Source organism: Cohnella sp. GCM10027633 (genome assembly GCF_042675445.1).
In the GTDB taxonomy this organism is placed as follows: domain Bacteria; phylum Bacillota; class Bacilli; order Paenibacillales; family Paenibacillaceae; genus Cohnella.
On the sequence record NZ_JBHTGV010000020.1, the window covers coordinates 16,491 to 33,914 of the forward strand.

General features: G+C 52.8%; 33 protein-coding genes. 1 reads left to right on the forward strand and 32 read right to left on the reverse strand.

Annotated elements, in window-relative coordinates:
• Window positions 1-180: 180 nt before the first annotated feature.
• The 32 genes from truA to rpsJ form a co-directional block, all read right to left on the reverse strand.
• On the reverse strand, window positions 181-1,005 hold the full coding sequence (gene truA / locus ACFQZG_RS26025; RefSeq protein ID WP_378157669.1) for a tRNA pseudouridine(38-40) synthase TruA: 825 nt from the start codon (window positions 1,003-1,005) through the stop codon (window positions 181-183).
• 86 nt (window positions 1,006-1,091) lie between these two features.
• A complete protein-coding gene (gene rplQ / locus ACFQZG_RS26030; protein ID WP_378157670.1) occupies window positions 1,092-1,457 on the reverse strand; it encodes a 50S ribosomal protein L17 in 366 nt (121 codons plus the stop codon).
• A gap of 63 nt (window positions 1,458-1,520) precedes the next feature.
• A complete protein-coding gene (locus ACFQZG_RS26035) occupies window positions 1,521-2,465 on the reverse strand; it encodes a DNA-directed RNA polymerase subunit alpha (RefSeq protein WP_378157671.1) in 945 nt (314 codons plus the stop codon).
• Between the two features lie 176 nt (window positions 2,466-2,641).
• Window positions 2,642-3,040 carry a 30S ribosomal protein S11 gene (gene rpsK / locus ACFQZG_RS26040; RefSeq protein WP_027087378.1) on the reverse strand — a complete coding sequence of 133 codons (399 nt, stop codon included), beginning with the start codon at window positions 3,038-3,040 and terminating at the stop codon, window positions 2,642-2,644.
• Between the two features lie 18 nt (window positions 3,041-3,058).
• On the reverse strand, window positions 3,059-3,427 hold the full coding sequence (gene rpsM / locus ACFQZG_RS26045) for a 30S ribosomal protein S13 (protein WP_378157672.1): 369 nt from the start codon (window positions 3,425-3,427) through the stop codon (window positions 3,059-3,061).
• Between the two features lie 21 nt (window positions 3,428-3,448).
• The gene (rpmJ, locus tag ACFQZG_RS26050) at window positions 3,449-3,562 is read right to left on the reverse strand and encodes a 50S ribosomal protein L36 (protein WP_003333770.1); all 114 of its coding nucleotides are present in this window, start codon (window positions 3,560-3,562) and stop codon (window positions 3,449-3,451) included.
• An 88-nt stretch (window positions 3,563-3,650) separates the two neighbouring features.
• Window positions 3,651-3,866 carry a translation initiation factor IF-1 gene (gene infA / locus ACFQZG_RS26055; protein WP_378157726.1) on the reverse strand — a complete coding sequence of 72 codons (216 nt, stop codon included), beginning with the start codon at window positions 3,864-3,866 and terminating at the stop codon, window positions 3,651-3,653.
• A gap of 2 nt (window positions 3,867-3,868) precedes the next feature.
• Window positions 3,869-4,219 (reverse strand): hypothetical protein, encoded by a 351-nt coding sequence (locus ACFQZG_RS26060; RefSeq protein WP_378157673.1) that lies wholly within the window; start codon window positions 4,217-4,219, stop codon window positions 3,869-3,871.
• 15 nt (window positions 4,220-4,234) lie between these two features.
• On the reverse strand, window positions 4,235-4,981 hold the full coding sequence (gene map / locus ACFQZG_RS26065) for a type I methionyl aminopeptidase (protein WP_378157674.1): 747 nt from the start codon (window positions 4,979-4,981) through the stop codon (window positions 4,235-4,237).
• A 6-nt stretch (window positions 4,982-4,987) separates the two neighbouring features.
• Window positions 4,988-5,632, reverse strand: coding sequence for an adenylate kinase (locus tag ACFQZG_RS26070; protein ID WP_378157675.1), 645 nt, complete (start codon window positions 5,630-5,632; stop codon window positions 4,988-4,990).
• 27 nt (window positions 5,633-5,659) lie between these two features.
• Window positions 5,660-6,952, reverse strand: coding sequence for a preprotein translocase subunit SecY (secY, locus tag ACFQZG_RS26075; protein WP_378157676.1), 1,293 nt, complete (start codon window positions 6,950-6,952; stop codon window positions 5,660-5,662).
• Entirely contained in the window at window positions 6,952-7,395 is a 444-nt protein-coding gene (rplO, locus tag ACFQZG_RS26080; RefSeq protein ID WP_378157677.1) for a 50S ribosomal protein L15, read from the reverse strand. Before rplO ends, secY begins: the two co-directional genes overlap by 1 nt.
• A gap of 37 nt (window positions 7,396-7,432) precedes the next feature.
• Window positions 7,433-7,612 (reverse strand): 50S ribosomal protein L30, encoded by a 180-nt coding sequence (rpmD, locus tag ACFQZG_RS26085; protein WP_378157678.1) that lies wholly within the window; start codon window positions 7,610-7,612, stop codon window positions 7,433-7,435.
• Window positions 7,613-7,625: 13 nt separating this feature from the next.
• Window positions 7,626-8,123 (reverse strand): 30S ribosomal protein S5, encoded by a 498-nt coding sequence (gene rpsE / locus ACFQZG_RS26090; RefSeq protein ID WP_378157679.1) that lies wholly within the window; start codon window positions 8,121-8,123, stop codon window positions 7,626-7,628.
• A gap of 29 nt (window positions 8,124-8,152) precedes the next feature.
• On the reverse strand, window positions 8,153-8,518 hold the full coding sequence (gene rplR, locus ACFQZG_RS26095; protein WP_378157680.1) for a 50S ribosomal protein L18: 366 nt from the start codon (window positions 8,516-8,518) through the stop codon (window positions 8,153-8,155).
• 79 nt (window positions 8,519-8,597) lie between these two features.
• Complete coding sequence (rplF, locus tag ACFQZG_RS26100) at window positions 8,598-9,140, reverse strand: 50S ribosomal protein L6 (protein WP_378157681.1); 543 nt, start codon at window positions 9,138-9,140, stop codon at window positions 8,598-8,600.
• Between the two features lie 30 nt (window positions 9,141-9,170).
• A complete protein-coding gene (gene rpsH / locus ACFQZG_RS26105; RefSeq protein WP_378109838.1) occupies window positions 9,171-9,569 on the reverse strand; it encodes a 30S ribosomal protein S8 in 399 nt (132 codons plus the stop codon).
• A gap of 31 nt (window positions 9,570-9,600) precedes the next feature.
• Window positions 9,601-9,786, reverse strand: a complete 186-nt coding sequence (locus tag ACFQZG_RS26110; RefSeq protein WP_119147603.1) for a type Z 30S ribosomal protein S14 — start codon at window positions 9,784-9,786, stop codon at window positions 9,601-9,603.
• Window positions 9,787-9,837: 51 nt separating this feature from the next.
• Window positions 9,838-10,380 carry a 50S ribosomal protein L5 gene (gene rplE, locus ACFQZG_RS26115; RefSeq protein WP_378157682.1) on the reverse strand — a complete coding sequence of 181 codons (543 nt, stop codon included), beginning with the start codon at window positions 10,378-10,380 and terminating at the stop codon, window positions 9,838-9,840.
• Window positions 10,381-10,415: 35 nt separating this feature from the next.
• Entirely contained in the window at window positions 10,416-10,769 is a 354-nt protein-coding gene (gene rplX, locus ACFQZG_RS26120; protein ID WP_378157683.1) for a 50S ribosomal protein L24, read from the reverse strand.
• A 44-nt stretch (window positions 10,770-10,813) separates the two neighbouring features.
• On the reverse strand, window positions 10,814-11,182 hold the full coding sequence (gene rplN, locus ACFQZG_RS26125; protein ID WP_378109834.1) for a 50S ribosomal protein L14: 369 nt from the start codon (window positions 11,180-11,182) through the stop codon (window positions 10,814-10,816).
• Window positions 11,183-11,216: 34 nt separating this feature from the next.
• Window positions 11,217-11,483, reverse strand: coding sequence for a 30S ribosomal protein S17 (gene rpsQ, locus ACFQZG_RS26130; RefSeq protein WP_378157684.1), 267 nt, complete (start codon window positions 11,481-11,483; stop codon window positions 11,217-11,219).
• A gap of 23 nt (window positions 11,484-11,506) precedes the next feature.
• A complete protein-coding gene (gene rpmC / locus ACFQZG_RS26135; protein ID WP_027087359.1) occupies window positions 11,507-11,704 on the reverse strand; it encodes a 50S ribosomal protein L29 in 198 nt (65 codons plus the stop codon).
• Complete coding sequence (gene rplP, locus ACFQZG_RS26140) at window positions 11,691-12,128, reverse strand: 50S ribosomal protein L16 (RefSeq protein ID WP_378157685.1); 438 nt, start codon at window positions 12,126-12,128, stop codon at window positions 11,691-11,693. The genes rpmC and rplP overlap by 14 nt, the downstream gene beginning before the upstream one ends.
• Before the next feature lie 2 nt (window positions 12,129-12,130).
• Window positions 12,131-12,793, reverse strand: a complete 663-nt coding sequence (rpsC, locus tag ACFQZG_RS26145) for a 30S ribosomal protein S3 (protein WP_378157686.1) — start codon at window positions 12,791-12,793, stop codon at window positions 12,131-12,133.
• A 13-nt stretch (window positions 12,794-12,806) separates the two neighbouring features.
• Complete coding sequence (gene rplV, locus ACFQZG_RS26150) at window positions 12,807-13,145, reverse strand: 50S ribosomal protein L22 (protein ID WP_378109829.1); 339 nt, start codon at window positions 13,143-13,145, stop codon at window positions 12,807-12,809.
• 61 nt (window positions 13,146-13,206) lie between these two features.
• Complete coding sequence (rpsS, locus tag ACFQZG_RS26155; RefSeq protein WP_378157687.1) at window positions 13,207-13,488, reverse strand: 30S ribosomal protein S19; 282 nt, start codon at window positions 13,486-13,488, stop codon at window positions 13,207-13,209.
• A gap of 50 nt (window positions 13,489-13,538) precedes the next feature.
• Complete coding sequence (gene rplB / locus ACFQZG_RS26160) at window positions 13,539-14,369, reverse strand: 50S ribosomal protein L2 (RefSeq protein WP_378157688.1); 831 nt, start codon at window positions 14,367-14,369, stop codon at window positions 13,539-13,541.
• A 29-nt stretch (window positions 14,370-14,398) separates the two neighbouring features.
• Window positions 14,399-14,692 carry a 50S ribosomal protein L23 gene (rplW, locus tag ACFQZG_RS26165; RefSeq protein ID WP_378157689.1) on the reverse strand — a complete coding sequence of 98 codons (294 nt, stop codon included), beginning with the start codon at window positions 14,690-14,692 and terminating at the stop codon, window positions 14,399-14,401.
• Complete coding sequence (gene rplD / locus ACFQZG_RS26170) at window positions 14,692-15,315, reverse strand: 50S ribosomal protein L4 (RefSeq protein ID WP_378157690.1); 624 nt, start codon at window positions 15,313-15,315, stop codon at window positions 14,692-14,694. The genes rplW and rplD overlap by 1 nt, the downstream gene beginning before the upstream one ends.
• A 30-nt stretch (window positions 15,316-15,345) precedes the next feature.
• Complete coding sequence (rplC, locus tag ACFQZG_RS26175) at window positions 15,346-15,966, reverse strand: 50S ribosomal protein L3 (RefSeq protein WP_378157691.1); 621 nt, start codon at window positions 15,964-15,966, stop codon at window positions 15,346-15,348.
• A gap of 51 nt (window positions 15,967-16,017) precedes the next feature.
• A complete protein-coding gene (gene rpsJ / locus ACFQZG_RS26180; RefSeq protein ID WP_027087350.1) occupies window positions 16,018-16,326 on the reverse strand; it encodes a 30S ribosomal protein S10 in 309 nt (102 codons plus the stop codon).
• Between the two features lie 333 nt (window positions 16,327-16,659).
• Here rpsJ and ACFQZG_RS26185 point away from each other — a divergent pair, with 333 nt between their 5' ends.
• Window positions 16,660-17,358, forward strand: coding sequence for a DUF421 domain-containing protein (locus ACFQZG_RS26185; RefSeq protein WP_378157692.1), 699 nt, complete (start codon window positions 16,660-16,662; stop codon window positions 17,356-17,358).
• Window positions 17,359-17,424 lie beyond the last annotated feature (66 nt).

Below are 17,424 nucleotides of genomic sequence, written 5' to 3' on the forward strand. Positions count from 1 at the left end.
CACGCCTTACGTCGAATCTCTGGTTGTCCAGTAGATGTATGCTCTTCGTTTATCCAACGAGATAACTCGGAATTAATTTCCTGTTCTCATATTAAAACGAAGATCGCATGCTGTCAATGGATTTTGTTAAATTCATATAAAAACTGTCGGAATTCAACTGCAGTACTTAGAAAGCGCCCATTACCAAGAGGCATAAGCCACTTCCCATAGCGTAAGCCCGTGCGGCACCGCCGTCGGTCCGGCCTTCGCGCGGTCGCAAGCGGCGAGAATCGTCGCGACGTCCTCGGGTCTCCGCTTGCCTTCGCCTACTTGAATGAGAGTGCCGGCGATAATGCGCACCATGTTATATAGGAATCCGTTGCCGGTTATATACAAGTGGATAACTCCGCGTTCCTTGCCGGGGTACTTCTCGCCGTCCCAAGCCGCGGAATGATAGACGTTAGGTACGCCGAAATCGATCGATTCCGGCTTCTCCACTTCGATTCTCGCATCCAATACCGTGCGTACGTGGCTCGGCTTGGTCGAGAGCGGCGAAGTGAACGAAGTGAAATCATGCTCGCCGAGCACATGCGCGAGACCGCTGCGCATTGCGTTAACGTTCAATGGAGCGGGATGATGGAACTCATACCGGCGTCGGAATAGATCCGGTATGCGATTGCAATTAATCGAGTAGCGATACGTCTTCCGGATGGCTCCTCGCCGTGCATGGAAGCTCTCGGGAACATCAAAGGCGGATTGAACGACGATGTCTCCTGGCAGTCTGCTGTTGAGCGCGAGCGCCCAACGCTCGGCCGGTATGCTGGACTCGGTCAAGAAGTTCGCGACTTGTCCTCTGGCGTGAACGCCGGCATCCGTACGGCCAGATCCGATCAGCTTCACGCTCTCGCCGGACAACGCGAGGATCGCATCCTCGAGCCTGTCTTGAACCGTATTGCCGCCCGGCTGACTTTGGAAGCCGAAGTAATCCGTCCCGTCATAGCTGACGAGCAAACCGATATTGCGCATCGCCTCTGCCTCCTACCCAGGTTTTCATGCACAAAAAAAGGATGATCCGAATACATGATTCGGTCCATCCTTCCCTTGCTCCGTTCTTACGCGCGATCTACGAGCTCGAGATACACCATCGGAGCGGAGTCGCCGCGACGAGGTCCAAGCTTCAAGATGCGTGTATATCCACCTGGACGCTCCGCGTAACGCGGCGCCAAATCGGAGAACAGTTTTTGGATGGCGTCTTGATTACCGTCAAGGCTTTCACGACGCACGAATGCTGCTACCTGACGACGCGCGTGCAGGTCGCCACGTTTCGCGAGAGTAATCAACTTCTCGGCGATGGAGCGAACTTCCTTCGCTTTCGCTTCGGTCGTTTGAATACGCTCGTACAGGAACAGGTCGGTTACCAAGTCACGGAAAAGTGCTTTCCGCGCGCTGGAGTCGCGACTTAGTTTTTGATAAGCCATCTGTTTTCCCTCCCTTGTGCGTGATGATCGCTCATCACTTAATGCTGTCTATCTTTCACGATGCTATTCCTCGAAGCGAAGACCCAATCCGAGTTCTTCGAGCTTCTCTTGTACTTCCTCGAGGGATTTACGGCCCAAGTTGCGAACCTTCATCATGTCCTCTTCGGTTTTCGTGATCAGCTCTTGAACGGTGTTGATGCCGGCGCGTTTGAGGCAGTTGTAGGAACGGACGGAAAGATCGAGCTCTTCGATCGTCATCTCGAGCACTTTCTCTTTCTTGTCCTCTTCCTTCTCCTTCATCGTTTCCGTATCTTTTGCTTCATCCGTCAGGCCGACGAACAACGACAAGTGATCCGTCAGAATCTTCGCGCCAAGGCTTACCGCCTCTTCGGGGCGAATGCTTCCGTCCGTCCACACTTCAAGCGTGAGCTTGTCATAGTTCGTGACTTGGCCGACGCGGGTATTCTCGACTTGATAGTTCACGCGAGTGATCGGCGTGTAGATCGAGTCGATCGGAATAACGCCGATCGGTTGGTCATCCTTCTTATTGCGATCCGCCGGAACGTAGCCGCGGCCTTGTCTGGCGAAGATGCGCATATGAAGTCTGCTACCTGCCGCGAGAGTCGCGATGTGCAGGTCCGGGTTAAGGATCTCCACGTCGCTGTCCGCGCGAATGTCGCCGGCTGTGACGACGCCGTCTCCTTCCGCATCGATCTCAAGAACTTTCTCCTCGTCGGAGTGGATCTTAAGGGACAGACGCTTCAGGTTGAGGATGATTTCCGTCACATCCTCCATGACGCCCGGAATCGTGGAAAATTCGTGGAGCACGCCGTCGATCTGTACGGATACGACAGCCGCGCCCGGCAAGGACGACAACAGAATCCGGCGAAGGGAGTTACCCAACGTCATCCCATACCCGCGCTCAAGCGGTTCTACGACGAACTTGCCGTACCTCTTATCGTCTTGAATTTCCACCGAATCGATTTTCGGTTTTTCGATTACGATCACAACCATTACCTCCTTCAAAACGTCGCTAGACGTTGCCGATTGCTCACCCTACAACTTATGATAAAGCGCTCAGTTTATGAGGCTTATCCTTTAGCGGGTAAACCATGTAGTATGCCTAACCGTTACAACCATTATTCTCAAGTTGTTCTTGTTTGATACCACAGGAGCAACGCGGCTTATACGCGGCGGCGCTTCGGAGGACGGCAGCCGTTATGCGGGATCGGAGTCACGTCTTTGATCATGCTGACTTCAAGACCAGCGGCTTGCAGCGAACGAATCGCGGCTTCGCGGCCGGCGCCAGGACCTTTAACCATGACTTCTACGAGACGCATACCGTGCTCCATCGCAGCGCGCGCTGCAGATTCCGCTGCCATTTGGGCAGCGTACGGCGTGCTTTTGCGGGAGCCTTTAAAGCCAAGGTTGCCGGAGCTCGCCCAGGATACCGCGTTTCCGTGCGGATCCGTAATCGTCACGATCGTGTTGTTGAACGTAGACCGGATATGTGCAACGCCCGAGTCGATGTTTTTACGGTCACGACGCTTGGTACGAACGACTTTCTTGCCTTTTTGTGCCATGTCTGTTAACCCCCCTTATTACTTCTTCTTGTTCGCTACTGTACGACGAGGACCTTTGCGCGTACGCGCGTTCGTCTTCGAACGTTGTCCGCGAACCGGGAGGCCGCGGCGATGACGGATGCCGCGATAGCAGCCGATCTCGATCAGTCGCTTGATGTTTAGTGCAATTTCGCGACGCAAGTCGCCCTCGACCTTTTGCGATTTGTCGATCGATTCACGAAGTTTAGCAAGCTCGTCTTCGGTAAGATCGCGAACGCGAGTGTCGGGATTGATCCCTGTAGTTGCAAGCAGCTTCTGGGAAGTGGACTTGCCAATTCCGAAGATGTAAGTCAGGGCGATTTCTACGCGTTTGTCGCGTGGAAGGTCAACACCAGCAATACGTGCCACGTTAGGAGCACCTCCTCTTGATTAGCCTTGTTTTTGTTTGTGTTTCGGATTTTCGCAGATAACCATCACGTTGCCTTTGCGACGAATGACTTTGCATTTTTCGCAAATCGGCTTGACCGAGGGTCTCACCTTCATGAAATTGTCCTCCTTATTTGTGCGGTCAATGGTTGTGAGCCTCTGGCGTCACGGATTGACCGTCACGCTTTCGGTAGACCGGACGAACTTATTTGCGGTAGGTGATACGTCCCCGCGTCAGATCGTATGGCGACAGCTGAATTACGACTTTGTCTCCTGTCAGAATCCGGATGAAGTGCATCCGAAGCTTGCCGGAAACATGCGCCAGGATCTGATGTCCGTTCTCGAGTTCCACCTTGAACATCGCGTTCGGTAGCGGTTCTATGACCACACCTTCCACCTCGATGACGTCCTCTTTGGCCACCGTCATTCTCCTTTCTCGTCAGCATGCGCATCAAGCGCGACCTTCAGTCGTTCATCCTGAAGCCGCTCTTCATTCGTCACGTGTTCGATTTGTCCGATAGCGAACCGGAGCTTCGCGTTCGTTACGCGTCCGGTATCGCGAAGGCTATTCGCGACTTCCTCGCTATGGAGCCCGATCGGTTCGAGATGAAGCACGTTCTTGCGTTTGGGCCGATCGAACCGGCGATTGCCGCCGTCAGCCACGAGCGCGAATCGCTCGTCGACGATGGAGATTACGACAAGCAATTCTCCTTCGTCCCTTCCACGCCGGCTTCTCACGATGTCTCCGGGTACGAGCTTCACGTTTAGCGTCATTGCATTCACCTAGCTTTACGCACGGGTTAAGATTTCGAACCCGTCTTCGGTTACGGCAATCGTATGCTCGAAATGCGCGCACAGCGACCCGTCCACCGTGACGACGGTCCAATTATCGGACAACGTCTTCACGTAGCGTTCTCCTACGACGACCATCGGTTCGATCGCCAGCGTCATTCCCGGTTTGAGCCGAGGCCCGCGGTCAGGTACGCCGTAGTTCGGAATTTGCGGTTCCTCATGGAGGTCCTTGCCGACTCCGTGCCCTACGTATTCCCTGACTACCGAGAAACCAGCTTCTTCGATGACTTTCTGAATACCGTACGAGACGGTGAACAGGCGAACGTCCGGCTTGACGAGGTTAAGCCCCGCATAGAGCGATGCCTCGGTCACGTCGAGCAGCCGCTGCGCTTCATCTGAGATGCGACCGACGCCATAGGTCCACGCGGAATCGCCATGGAAGCCTTTGTACTGCGCGCCGATATCGATGCTGATGATGTCGCCTTCTACAAGCTTCCGCGGACCGGGGAATCCGTGTACGAGTTCCTCGTTCGTGGAAGCGCATATGCTAGCTGGAAAACCGTTGTAACCTTTAAAAGAGGGGACGGCGCCTTGGCTTCGAATGTACGTTTCCGCAATTCGATCCAATTCGGCGGTAGTGACACCAGGCACGACTGCCTGCTTCATCAGACGATGAGTTTCCGCCACGATCCGCCCTGCTTCACGCATCAAGTTCAGTTCTTTGTCAGACTTGCATACGATCATGGCCGATTACCCTCTGAGAAGGGAACCGATCTCGGCCGTAACCGCATCGATGTCCTTCTCTCCGTCTACTTCGCGGAGCAATCCTTTGTCGCCGTAATACGTCAGAAGCGGTGCGGTCTTGCTCGAGTATTCGTCGAGACGGGTACCGACTTTCTCTTCCGTATCGTCAGAACGCTGGTAAAGCTCTCCCCCGTCCTTATCGCAGATGCCTTCCTGCTTCGGCGGGTTGAAAATAATGTGATACGTCGTGCCGCAAGATTTGCAAATCCGTCTTCCCGTCAGACGAGCGAGCAAGAAGCCGCGATCTACTTTCAGGTTGATGACGTGATCGATTTTGCGACCCATTTCGCTGAGCATACCGTCCAACGCTTCGGCTTGCGCGATCGTCCGCGGGAACCCGTCAAGAAGGAAGCCCTTCTCGCAGTCGGGTTCGGCAAGACGATCCCTCACAATGCCGTTCGTCACTTCATCGGGAACAAGAAGGCCCTGATCAACGTACTCTTTCGCCTTCAATCCAAGCGGCGTACCTTGCTTCATGGCTAGACGAAACGCATCACCGGTGGAGATGTGCGGAATGCCGAATTGCTCGACGATCCGCTCAGCTTGCGTTCCTTTACCGGCGCCAGGAGGCCCCATAAACAAGATGTTCATCGCAAGTTCCTCCTGTTCGTCCCGTGATTACTTATTGATAAACCCTTTGTAGTGACGTTTGATCAGCTGGCTCTCGATTTGCTTCATCGTCTCGAGCGCAACGCCGATGACGATGAGGAGCGACGTGCCTCCGAGTTGAACGGTACGAGGCAGGTCAGCCAACATTCCGAAGAATACCGGCAATACCGAGATAAGCGCCAGGAAGATCGCGCCGGCGAGCGTGATGCGAGTGATAACGCGCATCAGGTAGCCTTGCGTTGGCTTGCCCGGACGAATACCCGGGATATAGCCACCGTTCTTCTTCATGTTATCCGCAAGCTGCTGCGGGTTGAATTGCACGAACGTGTAGAAGAACGTGAAGCCGATGATCAGCAATACGTACAACAACATGCCGAGCGGCTGGTCGTAGTAGAGGTGATTGATGACCCATTGCGCCCAATCGCGGTCAGCCCAGAATTGAGCGATCGTAATCGGGAACATCAGGAGCGATACCGCGAAGATTACCGGAATGACGCCCGCGCCATTAACCTTAAGAGGAATGTGCGTGGATTGGCCGCCGTACATTTTCTGTCCGACAACCCGTTTCGCGTATTGAACCGGGATCTTGCGAACGCCCTGTTGAATGAAGATAACCCCTGCGATAATCAAGATGATTACGAGCAGGATGATGGCTACCTTCACCACGTTAAGAAATACTTGATCGGAATTCGCGAATTGGTCCGCGTAGATATCGCGTACGTGCTTCGGAATCGCTGCCACGATTGCGGCGAAGATAAGGATCGAGATCCCGTTGCCTACGCCTCTTTCGTTGATTTGTTCGCCGAGCCACATCAGGAACGCGGTACCCGCGGTCAATACGATCGCGATCATGAGGTAGGTTGCGGCCGTAGGGTCGATAACCATACCGTACATGCGGTGGAACCCGATGGCCGTTGCAAAGGCTTGGATAAGCCCCAGAATGACCGTCCCGTAACGTGTAACCTGCGCAAGCTTGCGTTTACCGTTCTCGCCTTCCTTCTGCCATTCCGAGAACTTCGGAATGACGTCCATGGAGAGGAGCTGAACGATAATCGAAGCCGTAATGTACGGCGTAATCCCCAGTGCGAAGATGGAGAAGTTAAACAATGCGCCGCCGGAGAACGTGTTGAGCAGGCCGAACAAATCGCTACCCGATTCTCCAGCCTGCGTCAGAGCGTCCTTGTCAATGTTCGGAACCGGAATGAAGGCGCCGATGCGGTAAATCAACAGGATGAAAAGGGTGAACAGAATCTTCTTGCGAAGGTCCACGACTTTCCAAATGTTAGTGACGGTCGCGAACATTAGATCACCTCGGTTTTACCGCCGGCGGCTTGAATTTTCTCAATCGCGGATTGAGAAAACTTGTGGGCCTTAACGGTAAGCCCCACGTTCAGTTCGCCATTGCCCAGAATCTTGATTCCGTCTTTCGCGTTCTTCAGAACGCCCTCGGAGAGGAGCAGTTCCGGAGTCACTTCCGTGCCAGCCGCAAAACGGTTCAGTTGGTTCAGGTTCACAATTGCGAATTCGGAAGCAAAACGATCGTTGTTAAAGCCGCGTTTCGGAACTCGACGGTAAAGTGGGTTTTGGCCACCTTCGAATCCAGGACGAACGCCACCGCCGGAGCGAGCGTTCTGCCCTTTATGACCGCGACCGGACGTTTTGCCGAGACCGCTGCCGGCACCGCGACCAACGCGCTTACGCGTGGAAGTCGCGCCAGCGTTAGGAGCAAGCTCATGCAATTTCATCGTACGTCGCACCTCCTTGAGAGTTATGCTGTTATTCTTATACTTCTTTAACTTCGACCAAGTGGCTAACCGTGTTGATCAGACCGCGCGTTGCCACGTTGTCTTCTCTAACGACAGTGGATTGCAGCTTGCCCAGACCGAGCGTCTTCACCGATTGGCGTTGATTCTCGGGACGGCCGATCAAACTGCGCACGAGGGTAATTTGAAGCTGTGCCATCTGTTTCCCCTCCTTAACGGAATAGCTCTGCTACGGTTTTGCCGCGCAGTTTCGCTACGTCTTCGGCGCGTTTCAGGCGGGAGAGCCCTTCCAACGTCGCATTGATCATGTTAATGGAGTTGGAGGAACCAAGCGATTTCGTCAAAATATCGCCGACTCCAGCGAGTTCGAGCACGGCGCGGACAGGACCGCCCGCGATTACGCCCGTACCTTCGGATGCGGGTTTCAGCAACACTTTGCCGGCGCCGAATTGTCCTTCAACCGTGTGCGGAATGGTCGTGCCGACCAATGGAACGTGAATGAGCTTTTTCTTAGCGTCGTCGACGCCTTTACGGATCGCTTCTTGAACTTCGGAAGCTTTGCCGATACCAGCGCCAACCCAGCCCTTGCCGTCGCCGACAACGACGAGTGCGCTGAAGCTCATCCTACGTCCGCCTTTGACGGTTTTGGAGACACGGTTAATTTGAACCATTTTTTCGGTAAGTTCCAACGTATTCGGATCTACACGCAAGTCGTTTACCTCCTTGTGCAAAAAGTGAATTAAAACTGAAGGCCGGCTTCGCGTGCAGCGTCAGCCAGCGCTTGGATACGTCCATGGTACAGGTAACCGCCGCGATCGAATACGACGTTAGCGTATCCTTTCGCTTGCGCGCGTTTCGCGATGAGCTCGCCGACTTTGCGAGCGGACTCAACGTTACCGCCGTTGCCGAGTTCGGCAAGGTCTTTGTCCACAGTGGATGCGCTAGCGATCGTTACGCCTTTAACGTCGTCGATCAATTGCGCGTAGATGTGCTTGGAAGAACGGAATACGGACAAGCGCGGACGCTCGTTCGTACCGGTGATCTTCTTGCGCACCCGAAGGTGGCGTTTCAAGCGTGCTTTGTTCTTATCGCCTTTGGTAATCATCCGAAAGGTCACTTCCCTTCAAGTTGTTGTTGCCTATGGGCAGTCTTCAGATCAGGCCACCCGCAACGTGACGCTCAACTTACTTCTTCTTACCGGCTTTACCTTCTTTACGAAGGATGCGCTCGCCTTCGTATTTGATTCCTTTGCCTTTGTAAGGCTCTGGAGGACGGACAGCGCGGATCTTAGCAGCAATCTCGCCGACTGCTTCTTTGTTGATGCCTTTAACGATGATCTTGTTCTGAGCAGGCACTTCGAATTCAATGCCGTTCTCTGGAACGAACTCGACGGGATGGGAGTAACCAACGCTAAGTACCAGCTTCTCGCCAGTCTTGTTAGCACGGTAACCTACGCCAACCAGCTCCAGGTTTTTAACGTAACCTTCGGTTACGCCGCTAACCATGTTCGCTACAATGCTACGAGTCGTTCCGTGCAAGGAGCGATGAAGCTTATTATCGGAAGGACGTTCTACGGAGATGACGTTCTCTTCGTAAGAAACCTTCATATCTTTGTGCAATTCACGGGACAAAGTTCCTTTCGGACCTTTAACCGTGATTACGTTGTTATCCAGGTTCACGTTCACGCCGTTAGGCACCTGGATCGGTTTGCGTCCAATACGGGACATGGGTGCACCTCCAATCTTGTGACAGTTAAATTACCAAACGTAGCAAAGCACTTCGCCGCCGGATTTGCCTTGACGGGCTTCCTTGTCGGTTACGATGCCTTTGGATGTGGAAATGATCGCGATGCCGAGGCCACCCAGCACGCGCGGTACTTCGTTCGATTTCGTGTATACGCGCAGGCCGGGTTTGCTGATGCGTTTGAGGCCCGTGATAACGCGCTCGTTGTTTGGACCGTATTTCAGGAAAATACGGATCAAACCCTGTTTGTTATCTTCTACATATTCTGCGTCGCGGATAAAGCCTTCACGTTTAAGGATTTCAGCGATTTGCTTCTTAACCGTGGATGCAGGCAGTTCCACCGACTCGTGACGCACAAGATTCGCGTTGCGAATGCGCGTCAGCATATCTGCAATTGGATCAGACATAACCATGGGGTAAACCTCCTTCCCGAACTAGAGCCGATTACCAGCTCGCTTTTTTGACGCCAGGAATCTGGCCTTTGTATGCCAACTCACGGAAACAGATCCGGCAGATCTTGAACTTTTGGAAAACCGAATGCGGACGGCCGCAACGCTCGCACCGCGTGTAAGCGCGGACTTTAAACTTCGGCTCGCGTTGTTGCTTGATCTTCATCGATGTTTTTGCCACTTGCTTTACACCTCCATTGGGTCGCTATTTGCTAATTTGGCCGGGTGGGCGTCACTTCGCAAACGGCATACCCAATTGGGTCAGCAGCTCACGCGCTTCTTCGTCCGATTGAGCCGTCGTTACGATGACGATGTCCATCCCGCGAACTTTATCAATCTTGTCGTACTCGATTTCCGGGAAGATCAATTGCTCTTTCAAGCCCAGCGTGTAGTTACCGCGTCCATCGAACGATTTCGTCGATACGCCGCGGAAGTCGCGCACGCGTGGCAAGGAGATGTTGAACAATTTGTCCAGGAAGTAGTACATGCGGTCGCCGCGAAGCGTTACTTTCGCGCCGATTGCCACGTTCTCGCGAAGGCGGAAACCTGCGATCGACTTCTTGGAGCGCGTGATTACCGGTTTTTGACCGGCGATCTTCTGCATGTCTTCGACGGCATTGTCCATAATCTTGGAGTTAGAGACTGCCTCGCCGACGCCCATGTTGATAACGACTTTCTCGATTTTCGGCACTTGCATGACCGATTTGTAGCTGAACTTCTGCATCAGAGCAGGAGTAATTTCATTCTGAAAGCGTTCCTTCATTCTTGCTGCCATGAGTCACAATGACCTCCTTTCCGTCTAACTTTCGATTAATCGATCTCTTGTCCGGATTTTTTAGCGATCCGAATCTTTTTGCCGTTCTCGAGCGTTTTGTAACCGATACGGGTTGCTTTGCCGCTCTTAGGGTCGATATGCATCACGTTGGACACGTGAATCGGCGCTTCGCGCTCGATGATACCGCCTTGTTGGTTCGTTGGGTTCGGACGCGTATGGCGCTTGACCATATTGACGCCTTCTACGAGCACGCGGTTCTCGCGCGGATACGCTGCGATAATGCGGCCTTTTTTCCCTTTATCTTTGCCCGTGATGACGATAACGTTATCGTCTTTCTTCACGTGCAGTTTATTGTTGTGCGATTCAAGCACTTTTTTCAAACGGGGCATGGGTCCACCTCCTAGCCTGTTTCTTCGGCTGACGATACCGTGAGTTAGAGAACTTCCGGTGCCAGGGAAATGATTTTCATGAAGTCGCGCTCGCGAAGTTCGCGTGCGACCGGTCCAAAGATACGAGTACCGCGCGGGCTCTTATCTTCTTTTACGATTACGGCAGCGTTCTCGTCGAACGCGATATAGGATCCGTCTTTACGGCGCACCGAGCGTTTCGTACGGACGATAACGCATTTGACTACGTCGCCCTTTTTGACAACGCCGCCTGGTGTTGCTTGTTTTACGGAAGCTACGATCAGATCACCGATGGCTCCTACGCGGCGGCCCGTGCCACCAAGAACGCGGATGCACATCAATTCTTTAGCGCCGGAGTTGTCGGCAACTGCAAGACGCGTAAACGGTTGAATCATCGCAAAGTCCTCCTTTCAGTCATTGGTCAGTCAATTAGACCAATACGGCTTTCTCGACGATCTCGACCAAACGCCAGTTTTTGTCTTTCGACAACGGGCGGGTCTCCATGATTCTCACGGTGTCGCCGATTTGCGCATCATTGTTCTCGTCGTGCGCTTTGAATTTCTTCGTGTATTTAATCCGTTTGTGGTACAGGCTGTGCTTCTTGTAAGTCTCGACAGCTACCACAATCGTTTTGTCCATCTTGTCGCTAACGACTTTGCCGATCTGGACCTTGCGGTTGTTGTTACGATCGCTCATGGTAATCCTCCTTTTCTCGGGTTTTAGCCGATGCCGAGTTCACGCTCGCGCAAAATCGTTTTGGCCCGAGCAATTTCTTTCCGCAGATCGCCGAGGCGATGCGGGTTGTCCAGTTGGCCAGTAGCCAGTTGGAAGCGGAGGTTGAACAGCTCTTCCTTGAAGCCGGCGATCTTCTGTTCGAGTTCCGCCGAAGTCAGGTTACGAAACTCACTGGCTTTCATTTGCTTCACCACCCAGTTCTTCACGTTTCACAAACTTCGTCTTGATAGGCAGCTTGTGTGCGGCAAGACGCATCGCTTCACGTGCGATCTCCTCGGATACGCCTGCAAGCTCGAACAAGATTTTGCCCGGCTTAACAACCGCTACCCACTTCTCGACGTTACCTTTACCGCTACCCATCCGCACTTCGAGAGGCTTTTGGGTGATCGGTTTAGCAGGGAAAATTTTGATCCATACTTTACCGCCGCGTTTGATGTAACGAGTCATGGCGATACGAGCAGCTTCGATTTGACGGTTCGTTACCCAGGATGGCTCCATGGCTTGCAAACCGAACTCACCGAAATGCACTTCAGCGCCGCCTTTTGCGCGACCTTTCATTTTACCGCGGTGTTCTTTGCGGTGTTTTACGCGTTTTGGGACCAGCATGATTAGTTGCCTCCTTCCTCAGCAGCTCTTTTCTTCGTTGGAAGGACTTCGCCGCGGTAGATCCATACTTTTACGCCGATGCGGCCGTAAGTCGTATGTGCTTCCGCAGTACCGTAATCGATGTCGGCGCGAAGCGTATGCAATGGCACCGTACCCTCGCTGTAGCCTTCTTGACGAGCGATTTCCGCGCCGCCCAGACGACCGCTAACGGAAGTTTTGATTCCTTTAGCACCAGCGCGTTGCGTACGTTGCATAGCTTGCTTCATCGCGCGGCGGAACGATACGCGGCGTTCCAGTTGTTGAGCAATGCTCTCAGCAACGAGGATCGCGTCCATTTCCGGGTTTTTGATCTCGGAGATGTTGATGTGTACTTTTTTGCCGTTCGTGAGCTTCGTCAGTTGACCGCGAAGCACTTCGACTTCTGCGCCGCCTTTACCGATTACGATGCCCGGCTTAGCCGTATGAATCGTAACGTTAACGCGGTTCGCAGCGCGTTCGATTTCGATTTTGGAAACCGAAGCTTCTTTGAGCTTATTTTTGAGGAATTCGCGGATTTTGACGTCTTCCATCAGAAGATCGCCGAAATCTTTGTCAGCGTACCATTTGGATTCCCAATCACGGATAACGCCGATGCGAAGACCGACGGGATTTACTTTTTGACCCACACGTTGTCCCTCCTTATTTTTCGGATACGACCAGCGTAATGTGGCTGGAGCGCTTGAAGATGCTGAATGCGCGACCTTGGGAACGCGGTTGGAATCGTTTCATCGTAGCTCCTTCGTTGACGAAGGCTTCGGATACGACCAATTTGTTCACGTCGAGCTGGTAGTTATGTTCAGCGTTGGCGATCGCGGAGTTCAGCAGCTTCTCCACTACAGGAGATGCCGAACGCGGGGTGTGGCGCAGGATCGCAATCGCTTCGCCCACTTTCTTGCCGCGAATCAGGTCAACGACCAGACGAACTTTACGAGCCGGAATGCGAATGTTATTCACAACAGCTTTCGCTTGTTGAGACATCGAAGTACCTCCTCCCTTACGTTACGTACGTTGGCTTAGCCAACCGTAGGGTTGTTATAACTTAACGTTTGCCCGTTTTCTTGTCGTCGTCGGTATGGCCTTTGAACGTGCGCGTAGGCGCGAATTCACCAAGCTTGTGTCCGACCATGTCCTCAGATACGTATACTGGCACATGCTTACGTCCGTCATACACGGCGAAGGTGTGGCCTACGAATTGAGGGAAGACCGTCGAACGACGCGACCAAGTTTTGATAACGGCTTTCTTATTTGCATTAGACAGCTCTTCCACTTTTTTCAGCAGATAGCCATCCACGAAAGGTCCTTTTTTCAAACTGCGACCCATGGAATGCTCCTCCCTTCAACAGCGAGTGTGGCGTTCACGCCGCTAAGCAATTACTTGCTGCGGCGACGAACGATGTATTGGCTCGATGCTTTCTTCTTCTTGCGCGTTTTGTAACCAAGAGTCGGCTTGCCCCATGGAGAAAGCGGGGATTTACGGCCGATAGGAGCGCGGCCTTCGCCACCACCGTGCGGGTGATCGACCGGGTTCATGACGACGCCGCGGACGGTAGGGCGTTTGCCCAACCAACGGTTACGTCCTGCTTTACCGATGTTGATCAACTCGTGGTCTTGGTTGCCGACGGAACCGATCGTAGCGCGGCATTGTTTGAGCACGCGGCGAATTTCGCCGGAAGCCAAACGAATGGTCACGTAAGTCGCTTCTTTACCGAGCAATTGAGCTTCCGTACCCGCAGCGCGAACCATTTGTCCGCCTTTGCCCGGTTTCAGCTCGATGTTGTGGATAAGCGTACCGACCGGGATGTTCTCCAGCGGAAGCGCGTTACCGATCTTGATGTCGGCTTCGGGACCGGAGAAGATTTGATCTCCGACTTTCAGACCTTTAGGAGCGATGATGTAAGTCTTCTCGCCGTCCGCATAGTTGATCAGAGCGATGTAAGACGTACGGTTCGGATCGTATTCGATCGTAGCCACGCGGCCGGGAATGCCGTCCTTCGTGCGTTTGAAATCGATGATCCGGTATTTGCGCTTATGACCGCCGCCGTGGTGACGAACCGTAAGCTTACCTTGATGGTTGCGGCCCGCGCGCTTGCTCAGAGGTGCAAGCAAAGATTTCTCGGGCTGAGTAGCCGTGATTTCTTCGAACGTCGACACCGTCATTTGACGACGGCTAGGCGTTGTCGGATTAAACTTTTTAACTGGCACTTGGTTTCCCTCCTTACGTTAGAGACTGATTAAACCGAAGCCTCGAAGAACTCGAGTGGTTTGCTATCTGCGGACAGCGTTACGAACGCTTTCTTCCATTCGGAAGTATATCCGCTGTGTCTGCCATAGCGCTTAGGCTTAGCAGGAACGCGCAGCGTGTTAACGTTAACGACCTTAACTTTGAAGATCGCTTCGACCGCTTGCTTAATTTCCGTTTTATTCGCTTTGAGGTCAACTTCGAACACGTACTTCTGTTGTTCGACGAATTCGCTCGTGCGCTCGGTAATTACCGGCCGTTTGATGACATCGCGGGGGTTCTTCATTACGCGAACACCTCCTCAACTTTAGCGACCGCTTCCTTCGTGATGATCAATTGATCATGCTTCATCACGTCGAGCACGTTGATTCCGTCAGCGGCGACGAATTTGACGCCAGGAATGTTGCGTGCGGACAGGGCCACGTTTTGATCAAAGCCTGCGGTTACGACAAGCGCTTTACGCTCGACTTTGAGGTTGTTCAGGATTTTCGCGAAGTCCTTCGTTTTAGGCGCGGACAGGCTCAATTGATCCAGAACGATGATTTGATTCGAGATGACTTTGCTGGACAAAGCCGATTTGATCGCCAGACGACGAACTTTACGAGGCAATTTGAATCCGTAGCTACGCGGAGTAGGGCCGAATACGATACCGCCGCCCTTCCATTGTGGCGAACGGATACTACCTTGACGAGCGCGTCCGGTTCCTTTTTGTTTCCAAGGCTTACGTCCGCCGCCGCGCACTTCCGAACGTCCTTTGACGTCGTGCGTACCGGCGCGAAGCGAAGCTTGTTGCAGCAATACAGCGCTGTGCAGAACGTGGGTGTTCGGTTGCAGTCCGAAGATCGCTTCTGGCAATTCCAGCTCGCTAACCGGTTTACCCTCGACGTTATAAACAGTCACTTTAGGCATGAGTGGTCCTCCTTTCTAAATCTTTGTGGATTATTTCTTCACCGACGAGCGGATTTTGAGGAAGCTGTTGCGCGCGCCCGGTACGGAGCCTTTGATCAGCAATACGTTGCGCTCGACGTCGACTTTAACGACTTCGAGGTTTTGCACCGTGATCGTTTCGCTACCCATGCGGCCGTGCATTTTCTTGCCTTTAGGTACGCGGTTAGCGTCACGAATCGTCGCGAGCGAACCGTTACCGCGGTGGTATTTCGAACCGTGCGTCATCTTACCGCGTTGGAAGCCCCAACGTTTGATCGCGCCGGTCGTTCCTTTACCTTTGGAAACACCCGTTACGTCAACAAAAGCGCCTTCTGCGAATACGTCAACTTTAACTTCCGCACCGACTTCGAGGTCGGACGAACCGCTGATTTCGCGAATGAAGCGCTTGGGCGCCGTGCCTGCTTTTTTCGCATGGCCGATGGCTGGTTTAGTCGCTAGCTTCTCGCGTTTGTCCGCGAAGCCGAGCTGGATTGCTTCGTATCCGTCGTTATCAGCGGCTTTCTTCTGAAGAACAACGTTCGGAGTTGCTTCTACAACCGTCACAGGCACGACGCTACCGTCCGCCGCGAAGATTTGAGTCATTCCGAGTTTACGTCCCAAGATTCCTGGCATGTTGACACCTCTTTTCCTTTATGGATCGAATGATGGTTGTTGATCTCTGTATTACAGTTTGATTTCGATATCGACGCCGGACGGCAGGTCAAGACGCATCAGAGCGTCGACCGTTTGCGGCGTAGGATTGACGATATCAATCAAACGCTTGTGCGTACGCATTTCGAATTGCTCGCGCGAGTCCTTGTACTTATGCACCGCGCGCAGAATCGTGATGATTTGCTTCTCGGTTGGCAATGGAATCGGTCCAGAAACACCTGCACCGGTACGTTTAGCCGTTTCTACGATTTTCTCCGCGGATTGATCCAGGATACGGTGATCGTAGGCTTTCAAACGGATACGGATTTTTTGCTTAGCCATATAATTCCCTCCTTATTCGCCCAATTTTGGAATCGGACATACTCCGTGAGAATAACCCGCCACTTCCCTCTTCCCACTCTATGGCAAAGGGGCCGGGTGTGTCGGCAACCTCTCACATCGACGCACAGTCACAGACCAACATTCACTATTATAGCGATTTGCCCATGCGAATGCAACAATAATTTATGCATATTTCGAATGCATCGCTTTACTCCTATCCCTTGACGGAACAGGCTTTCGCGAATGGAGCATTAACATTGGAAAACACTTCATTTCATGATCCCGTGCTTCGCTGGATAACCTGAGTACGTACTGCTGAGGGGGGTGATTCGCGTGCCTGATTGGTTACAGGTTGGATTTCGAACGATATTGGCCGTTCTCGTGCTATTCATGCTGACGAGAATGCTCGGTAAGAGGCAAGTATCGCAGCTGTCCACCTTTGAGTATATTACCGGTATCTCGATCGGCAACTTGGCGGCTTATTTGTCGTTGGACACCGATTCACATTGGTTGCTCGGGCTTGTAGCATTGGTCGTATGGGTCGGAATGTCTCTCGGCATCGAATGGATTCAGTTGAAGAGCAAGAAGGCAAGGGATCTGATCGACGGTAAAGCGACCGTTCTCATTCAGAACGGCAGAATACTGGAGCGCAATCTGAAGAAGGAGCGGATCACTTCAGACGAGCTTCTGGAGATGCTGCGAAGAAACCAAGTATTCAATCTCGACACGGTGGAATTCGCGATTCTCGATACGAGCGGCGAACTTAACGTATTATTGAAGAAACAGTATCAACCGTTGACGCCGTCCGATATCGGAATGTCCGTTCAACAGGAGAAGCCTCCGATGACCGTCATCATGGACGGTAAAATATTGGAAGAGGCGCTCAAGAAAGCCGGTCTGAACGAGAACTGGCTGAACGCCAAGCTTAAGCAACTTGGCACTACGCACGAGCATATTTTCCTCGGACAAGTGGATTCGCAGAACAAGCTATACCTCGATCCCTTCGAGCGTCCGAATCACGGCACGCATTAAGCTACTATATATAGAAGAAAAAATTTCTCTGCTTGCGTTCATCAGTTTCCAGAGTCTGCCATAAGA

Excerpts from the sequence above, each read along its gene's own strand:
- rpsJ (WP_027087350.1), bottom strand. The coding sequence starts at position 16,326 with ATGGCTAAGCAAAAAATCCGTATCCGTTTGAAAGCCTACGATCACCGT.
- rplO (WP_378157677.1), bottom strand. The coding sequence starts at position 7,395 with ATGAAATTGCATGAGCTTGCTCCTAACGCTGGCGCGACTTCCACGCGT.
- rplE (WP_378157682.1), bottom strand. The coding sequence starts at position 10,380 with ATGGCAGCAAGAATGAAGGAACGCTTTCAGAATGAAATTACTCCTGCT.
- rpmC (WP_027087359.1), bottom strand. The coding sequence starts at position 11,704 with ATGAAAGCCAGTGAGTTTCGTAACCTGACTTCGGCGGAACTCGAACAG.
- ACFQZG_RS26060 (WP_378157673.1), bottom strand. The coding sequence starts at position 4,219 with ATGACGCTAAACGTGAAGCTCGTACCCGGAGACATCGTGAGAAGCCGG.
- rpsK (WP_027087378.1), bottom strand. The coding sequence starts at position 3,040 with ATGGCACAAAAAGGCAAGAAAGTCGTTCGTACCAAGCGTCGTGACCGT.
- rplN (WP_378109834.1), bottom strand. The coding sequence starts at position 11,182 with ATGATTCAACCGTTTACGCGTCTTGCAGTTGCCGACAACTCCGGCGCT.
- rpmJ (WP_003333770.1), bottom strand. The coding sequence starts at position 3,562 with ATGAAGGTGAGACCCTCGGTCAAGCCGATTTGCGAAAAATGCAAAGTC.
- rpmD (WP_378157678.1), bottom strand. The coding sequence starts at position 7,612 with ATGGCACAGCTTCAAATTACCCTCGTGCGCAGTTTGATCGGCCGTCCC.
- rplV (WP_378109829.1), bottom strand. The coding sequence starts at position 13,145 with ATGTCTCAACAAGCGAAAGCTGTTGTGAATAACATTCGCATTCCGGCT.
- rpsH (WP_378109838.1), bottom strand. The coding sequence starts at position 9,569 with ATGGTTATGTCTGATCCAATTGCAGATATGCTGACGCGCATTCGCAAC.
- rplC (WP_378157691.1), bottom strand. The coding sequence starts at position 15,966 with ATGCCAGGAATCTTGGGACGTAAACTCGGAATGACTCAAATCTTCGCG.
- rplX (WP_378157683.1), bottom strand. The coding sequence starts at position 10,769 with ATGCCCCGTTTGAAAAAAGTGCTTGAATCGCACAACAATAAACTGCAC.
- rplP (WP_378157685.1), bottom strand. The coding sequence starts at position 12,128 with ATGCTGGTCCCAAAACGCGTAAAACACCGCAAAGAACACCGCGGTAAA.
- rplF (WP_378157681.1), bottom strand. The coding sequence starts at position 9,140 with ATGTCCCGTATTGGACGCAAACCGATCCAGGTGCCTAACGGCGTGAAC.
- rplR (WP_378157680.1), bottom strand. The coding sequence starts at position 8,518 with ATGATTACCAAAGGCGATAAGAACAAAGCACGCTTGAAACGCCACCTT.
- rpsS (WP_378157687.1), bottom strand. The coding sequence starts at position 13,488 with ATGGGTCGCAGTTTGAAAAAAGGACCTTTCGTGGATGGCTATCTGCTG.
- secY (WP_378157676.1), bottom strand. The coding sequence starts at position 6,952 with ATGTTCGCGACCGTCACTAACATTTGGAAAGTCGTGGACCTTCGCAAG.
- rpsQ (WP_378157684.1), bottom strand. The coding sequence starts at position 11,483 with ATGAGCGATCGTAACAACAACCGCAAGGTCCAGATCGGCAAAGTCGTT.
- rplW (WP_378157689.1), bottom strand. The coding sequence starts at position 14,692 with ATGAAGAACCCCCGCGATGTCATCAAACGGCCGGTAATTACCGAGCGC.
- ACFQZG_RS26070 (WP_378157675.1), bottom strand. The coding sequence starts at position 5,632 with ATGAACATCTTGTTTATGGGGCCTCCTGGCGCCGGTAAAGGAACGCAA.
- map (WP_378157674.1), bottom strand. The coding sequence starts at position 4,981 with ATGATCGTATGCAAGTCTGACAAAGAACTGAACTTGATGCGTGAAGCA.
- rplD (WP_378157690.1), bottom strand. The coding sequence starts at position 15,315 with ATGCCTAAAGTGACTGTTTATAACGTCGAGGGTAAACCGGTTAGCGAG.
- truA (WP_378157669.1), bottom strand. The coding sequence starts at position 1,005 with ATGCGCAATATCGGTTTGCTCGTCAGCTATGACGGGACGGATTACTTC.
- rplQ (WP_378157670.1), bottom strand. The coding sequence starts at position 1,457 with ATGGCTTATCAAAAACTAAGTCGCGACTCCAGCGCGCGGAAAGCACTT.